General features: G+C 73.1%; 4 protein-coding genes and 1 pseudogene. 3 read left to right on the top strand and 2 right to left on the bottom strand.

Features of this window, described 5'->3' with window-relative positions:
* Positions 1–161: pseudogene (locus B7L92_RS42690) on the bottom strand (DUF3017 domain-containing protein); the annotation flags it as partial.
* Positions 151–1,005 carry a bifunctional methylenetetrahydrofolate dehydrogenase/methenyltetrahydrofolate cyclohydrolase gene (locus tag B7L92_RS25920; RefSeq protein WP_004984258.1) on the bottom strand — a complete coding sequence of 285 codons (855 nt, stop codon included), beginning with the start codon at positions 1,003–1,005 and terminating at the stop codon, positions 151–153. The gene B7L92_RS25920 and the pseudogene B7L92_RS42690, both read right to left, overlap by 11 nt.
* 308 nt (positions 1,006–1,313) lie before the next feature.
* On the opposite strand from B7L92_RS25920, the gene B7L92_RS25925 reads away from it, so the two are divergent.
* The 3 genes from B7L92_RS25925 (at position 1,314) to B7L92_RS25935 (ending at position 4,345) form a co-directional block, all read left to right on the top strand.
* Positions 1,314–1,910, top strand: a complete 597-nt coding sequence (locus tag B7L92_RS25925; protein WP_081239811.1) for a hypothetical protein — start codon at positions 1,314–1,316, stop codon at positions 1,908–1,910.
* A gap of 132 nt (positions 1,911–2,042) precedes the next feature.
* Positions 2,043–2,789 carry an FHA domain-containing protein gene (locus B7L92_RS25930; protein ID WP_081239812.1) on the top strand — a complete coding sequence of 249 codons (747 nt, stop codon included), beginning with the start codon at positions 2,043–2,045 and terminating at the stop codon, positions 2,787–2,789.
* Positions 2,786–4,345 (top strand): protein kinase domain-containing protein, encoded by a 1,560-nt coding sequence (locus B7L92_RS25935; protein WP_081239813.1) that lies wholly within the window; start codon positions 2,786–2,788, stop codon positions 4,343–4,345. Before B7L92_RS25930 ends, B7L92_RS25935 begins: the two co-directional genes overlap by 4 nt.
* The last annotated feature ends 485 nt before the right edge of the window (positions 4,346–4,830 follow it).

Consider the following 4,830-nt stretch of genomic DNA (forward strand, 5'->3'; position numbering starts at 1 on the left):
CCGGGGGCGGCCCGGCCGCCGCCCTCGGGGCGCGCGGTGTCCCGGGTGAACAGCGGGAACCGGCGGGTGGCGCGGCGCGGCCGGCCCGAGGCGTCCGGCGCGCTGACCGGGTCGCGGACGGTGATCTCCTCGCCGGTCCCCTCGTTGCGCTCAGCCGACACTGCGCTCCGCCGCCTCAACCACGTTGACCAGCAGCTGGGCCCGGGTCATCGGGCCGACACCGCCGGGGTTGGGGGCGACCCAGCCGGCCACCTCGGCCACGCCCGGGTGGACGTCGCCCACGATCTTGCCCTCGGCGCTGCGGGAGACGCCGACGTCGAGGACGGCCGCGCCGGGCTTGACGTCCTCCGGGCGGATCAGATGGGCCGAACCGGCGGCGGCCACGATGATGTCCGCGCGCCTGAGGTGGGCCGACAGGTCACGGGTGCCGGTGTGGCACTGGGTCACGGTGGCGTTCTCGCTGCGCCGGGTCAGCAGCAGCGGCATCGGACGGCCGATGGTCACGCCGCGGCCGACGACCACGACCTCGGCGCCCTTGATCTCCACGCCGAAGCGGCGCAGCAGGGTGAGGATGCCGTTGGGGGTGCAGGGCAGGGGGGCCGGCTCGTTGAGGACGAGGCGGCCGAGGTTCATCGGGTGCAGACCGTCGGCGTCCTTGCCCGGGTCCATCAGTTCGAGGATGCGGTTCTCGTCGATGCCCTTGGGGAGGGGCAGCTGGACGATGTAGCCGGTGCAGGCGGGGTCCTCGTTCAGCTCGCGGACGACCGCCTCGATCTCCTCCTGCGTGGCCGTGCCCGGCAGCTCGCGCTGGATGGAGGCGATGCCGACCTGGGCGCAGTCCCGGTGCTTTCCGGCGACGTACTTCTGGCTGCCGGGATCCTCCCCGACGAGGATCGTGCCGAGGCCGGGCGTGACGCCCTTCTCCTTCAGCGCCGCCACGCGGGCGGTCAGATCGGACTTGATCTCGGCTGCGGTGGCCTTGCCATCGAGAATCTGGGCGGTCATGGACCCATCCTCGCGGATGACCGGCCCCGGGTTCCAATCCGCCCGCATGACGGGCGGGCGCGACGTCCCCGGCCCGCCCTCGGCTCGCCCTCGATCACGGATCGCCCGTTTCCGGTCAAGATCAGCGATGTTGCACTTGCACAACACATACGGGATGCGTCTGGACAGGGAAGAGACCGGTCAAGAACGATGAGTCGTACAGTGCCGCGGGCAGAACCGGGGGGACGGACCGCATCTGTAGAACTTCCTCCGCGCCGTGCCTCGCGTCGTCCCCGCACGCGTTGAATGACAACGGAGGAAGAACCGCCATGAGTTTCGGCGACCCGAACAACCCCTACGGCGCCCCGCAGGGCCAGCCGCCCGGCTACGGCTACCCGCAGCAGCCCGGCCAGCCCGGTCAGCCCGGCTACGGCTACCCCTCGGCCCCGCCGCTCCAGCCCTACGGCCACCCCGGGGCACCGGCGGTCATGCCCGGCAGCGTCAAGGCCGCGCGCGTGATGCTGTTCGTGCTCGGCGGCTTCCAGGTGCTCGGCGGCGTGCTGATGATGGTCGCCAGCGCCTGGTTCGCGGAGTACTTCGAGGACGCCGTCTCCTCCGACCCGAGCATCTCCGCGGAGGACGCGGACGCCGCCGCGAGCATCGGCGCGGGCGTCATGATCTTCTTCGGGCTGATCGTGCTGGCGTTCGCTTTCTGGGCGATCTTCACGGCCGCCAAGTTCGCCACGGGCCGCGGCGGCGTGCGCGTCTCCGCGATCGTCTACGCCTCGCTGGTCGTGCTGTTCAGCCTGATCAGCCTGGTCGGCGCCAATGTGTTCGCGTTGCTCAGCCTGGTGCTCGGCATCCTGATCATCGTGTTCTGCGCCAACAAGAACGGCGGATACTGGTTCAACCGGCCGCAGTACTGAGCCCGTTCCCGCTCACGCGGCTTTCTCGCCAAACACGTCACGGGGCCGTGTCTCACCCGAACGAGGGAGGACACGGCCCCGGTGCGTCGCCCTACTCTGGCCGAACAGCCGACAGGCACGGGGAGACGCACCTTGTACAGCCTCATCGTCGTACCTCCGCCGACCACTCAGGACGCGGAACACCGCACCCGTATCCACCTCGCCCCCGGCGAACGCCTCGCCTTCGGCCGCTCGGCGCACGGCAACGGCCTGCGCATCGCGCACGACGGCGTCTCCCGGAGGGCCGGTGAGATCACCGCCCAGGGCGCCTTCTGGCTGCTGAGCAATCTCAGCCGGGAGCAGACCTACGTCGTGGAGAACCCGGAGGGCGCGGGAGAGCACATCAAGGTCGGGCCGGGGCGGCTGGACGCGCCGGTGCCGTTCGAGTTCTCGCGGATCGTGCTGCCGGCCTCCGGCGAGCTGCTGCCGCTGGAGGTCTGGGCGCCGCGCCACGACCACGTGCGCTTCGCCGACGACCCCGACGGCACCGCCACCGCGCCCGCCTTCTCCCTGGACCGCACCAAGCGCTACTTCGCGGTGCTGGCCGCCCTGTGCGAACCCCGGCTGCGCGGCACCCCGCACGCCCCGCTGCCCACGGTCGAGCAGGTCGTGGAGCGGCTGCGGCCGGTCTGGCCCGCCGCGTCCCGCGCCTCGGTGCAGTGGAACATCGACTACCTCGCCGTGAAACTGCGCCTCAAACCGGGCCCCGAGACCGCGGATCCGGGGCCGCGGCTGAACGGCAAGAAGGAGTCACTGGTCTCCCTGGCACTCCGCTTCGACCTGGTCCGCGAGGACGACCTGGTGGTCCTGGCGGCGCCGTCCCGCCAGAGGGTCCGGTGACCGAGGCCTACGCCGTGCCGGTCCCCAAGGGGTACCGGGTGGGCGAGTGGGAGGTGCGCGAGCCGATCGCGACCGGCGCCTTCGGCAGCGTGTACGCCGGCCGGCGCGCCGGGGGCGGGGACGGCCGGCCGCGGGTGGTCGCCCTGAAGTTCCTGCCCACCGGCACGAGTACGCCCCGCCGGCTGAGCCACCTGCGCGAACTGGTCGAGCGGGAGGTCGACGTGCTGCGCCGACTGCGGCAGCCGCGGCTGATCCGGATGTACGAGACGCTCACCGTCGACGACCCCGGCCGCCCGGAGCTGGACGGCGCCACGGTCCTCGTCCTGGAGAAGGCGGAGGGCTCCCTGTCCGCCCTGCTCACCGCCTCGCCCCGGCCCGGGGCGGGCCCCGGACTGCTCGCCCAGATCTGCGAGGGGCTGGCCCAGCTGCACCGGGCGGGCTGGGTGCACGGGGACCTGAAACCGGCCAACGTGCTGCTGATGGCGGACGGTTCGATCCGCCTCGCCGACTTCAACATGGCCGCCGAGCTCGAGGGCACCCACGCCTACACGCCCGCCTTCTCCACCCCGGACTACACCCCGCCCGAGCTGCTGTGGTCCGAGATCGGTGAACGGGGCCGCCGCATCCGCCCGTCCGCCGACGTGTGGGCCTTCGGCGTGCTCGCCCACCTCGTCCTCACCGGCTCCCTCCCGCTGCCCGGCGCCACCCCGACGGTCCGTCGCGACGCGGCCGCCGCCTACGCGCGCGGCACCGACGAGCTGCGGCTCTCCCCCGCACTGCCGGACTCCTGGCGGGACGTCGTGCGGGCCTGCCTGACCCGGACCCACGAGGACCGCATCGACGGCGAGGAGCTGCTGCGGCGGGTGCGGACGGCGGCCGGTGCGGGACGTCCGTTCCGGCTGCCCCGCCCGCGGCCCGCGCGCAGCCGCCCGCGGCGGGCGGTCGTCACCTCGGCCGCCGCCACCGCCGCCGTGGCCGTCCTCGGGTACGGCATCGCCACCTGGGCCGGGGACACGTCCGACGGCGACGGCGGGGGCACGGGAGGGACCACCGGCGCCGGCGCCGCCTCCTACGGCGCGGACGAACTCCGCACCGACCGGGGCGTGCCGCCCGCCTACCGGCTGCTGATCGTGGAGACGGCGCACGACTGCGGGCGCGCGGGCGTCACCCCGGCGCTGATCGCCGCCATGCTGAAGGTGGAGAGCGACTTCGACCCCGACCTCGCCGACCCGGCCAAGGACGAGTACGGCATCGCCCGCTGGACGCCGAAGGTGCTGCGCTGGTGGATGAACGAGGACGGCACGCCCGGCGAGACCGTCCCCGAACCGCCCTTCCCGCCCGCCGAGTCCGTCCCCGCCATGGGCCGTTACCTCTGCTGGATCGCGCCCCGTCTGGAATCCGGTCTCCCGGACGACCGCCGGGTGCTGCTCGCCGCCGCCTACCGGACGTCGTACCGGAAAGTGAACGACGCGGGCGGTGTCCCCCCGAAGTACCGCCCCTACGCCGACCGCGTCGCCCACTACCTCCAGGAGTACACCCCGCCGGGCGCCTCCTGACCCTGGGACGTGCGAGGTACCGGCCGGCGGGCGTCCGGGCCACCGTGGGGGGTGTCCACCAACGGGGGTGGCACGACCGGAGGGACACACACCATGAAGCGCACACTCGCCTCGCTCGGCGCCGCGGCGCTCCTCGCGGCGGGCGCCGTCGTCCTCACACCGGCGAGCGCGTCGGCCGCGGACGGCTGCTGGGGGAACGCCGGACCGAAGAAGGGCCCGAACGGCGCGACGTACACGGCGCGTTACTGTCACAACTACCAGGCGGCCGACATCGGCGTGGGCGACACCAGGACGGGTCACCTCTACGCCGGCGACAACTGGTTCGTCTGCCAGCAGAAGTTCGCCAACGAGAACCCGCCGGTCAGCAGGCGGGCAGGCCCGGGATGGGCTGGTAGTTGCCGCCGCCGGACACCTTCGTGGCGGGGAACCAGCCCCAGCCGCCGTTCGCGTAGGCCTTGTCGCCCTGCGTCCACAGCCACCAGTTG

It is taken from the genome of Streptomyces viridosporus (assembly GCF_002078235.1).
Classification (GTDB): domain Bacteria; phylum Actinomycetota; class Actinomycetes; order Streptomycetales; family Streptomycetaceae; genus Streptomyces; species Streptomyces viridosporus.

Coding starts and splice junctions, on each gene's coding strand:
- B7L92_RS25920 (WP_004984258.1), bottom strand. CDS start 1,005: ATGACCGCCCAGATTCTCGATGGCAAGGCCACCGCAGCCGAGATCAAG.
- B7L92_RS25925 (WP_081239811.1), top strand. CDS start 1,314: ATGAGTTTCGGCGACCCGAACAACCCCTACGGCGCCCCGCAGGGCCAG.